The organism is Borrelia hispanica CRI, from assembly GCF_000500065.1.
Classification (GTDB): domain Bacteria; phylum Spirochaetota; class Spirochaetia; order Borreliales; family Borreliaceae; genus Borrelia; species Borrelia hispanica.
The window spans coordinates 1-822 of the sequence record NZ_AYOU01000039.1 but is presented as its reverse complement, the minus strand read 5'-3'; the positions used below and the strand labels follow the sequence as shown (position 1 = coordinate 822).

Below are 822 nucleotides of genomic sequence, written 5' to 3'. Positions count from 1 at the left end.
CTTATCTTCATATTCCTTTTTTAGTTTTGCAATATCTGCCATTTATAGTCTCCTTTTACACTCTAGATCTTTTTTTTCTAACATTTGAAGATCGCTTTAATAGTTCTTTGTATCTGTTTGAAACGCCGCTCTTAAGTTCAATGTTATTTTGTGGCTTGAAGTGTGGGGAGGCAGTAGAAATATTATCTTCAAATTTGATACCAGGTTTGCTAATACTTTTAGTAGTAACACTTTTGTTCTTTGTAGTCTTTTTTATAGAAGTTTTGGCAAGATTTACAAGCATATCTAATAATGTACCTTTGATATGCTCAAGATTATCTATCTTAGCTATAGCCTTAATTTGCTCCCTTGGAACATACTTTCTAACAAGTTCTCGCTTTTGTGCCAACATAATCTCATCTAAGCTGTGCCCACGTGATAAGAGTGCCTCCTTGTTAAAATGACTACTCAAATATTTCTTTGACAGAGAATCAATTTCATTAAGTTTAATCGCTTCTTGTAAGATTTGATTCTTTGCTTTATTCTTTGCTTTGACTTCGGCTAATTCTTGCGCTACTCTTTGATTTATACTCAAAGGTTTACTGCTTTGTTTGATAATATCTGCTTATCATTCTTAGCAAGTCCCTTTTTATACTTCATAAGCTGATTATATTCGTCCAAACTAATAGTCTTTGTAGGAACTTCGCTTTTTACATTATTAGCTTTGCTAATTACTTTGACATTTTTACTAACTACTTTGTTGTTTTCTGTAGTTTCTGTCTTCATTTGTTATTACCCTCCTAAGAAAATTTCCCCAAAAAACAATTTATCTTTTAAAAGTTC

General features: G+C 31.5%; 2 protein-coding genes. Both read right to left on the bottom strand.

Going from position 1 to position 822, the window contains the following annotated elements:
• Positions 1-55: 55 nt before the first annotated feature.
• The gene (locus U880_RS09770; RefSeq protein WP_051373854.1) at positions 56-574 is read right to left on the bottom strand and encodes a DUF1357 family protein; all 519 of its coding nucleotides are present in this window, start codon (positions 572-574) and stop codon (positions 56-58) included.
• Complete coding sequence (locus tag U880_RS11645; protein WP_051373853.1) at positions 571-765, bottom strand: hypothetical protein; 195 nt, start codon at positions 763-765, stop codon at positions 571-573. The genes U880_RS09770 and U880_RS11645 overlap by 4 nt, the downstream gene beginning before the upstream one ends.
• Positions 766-822 lie beyond the last annotated feature (57 nt).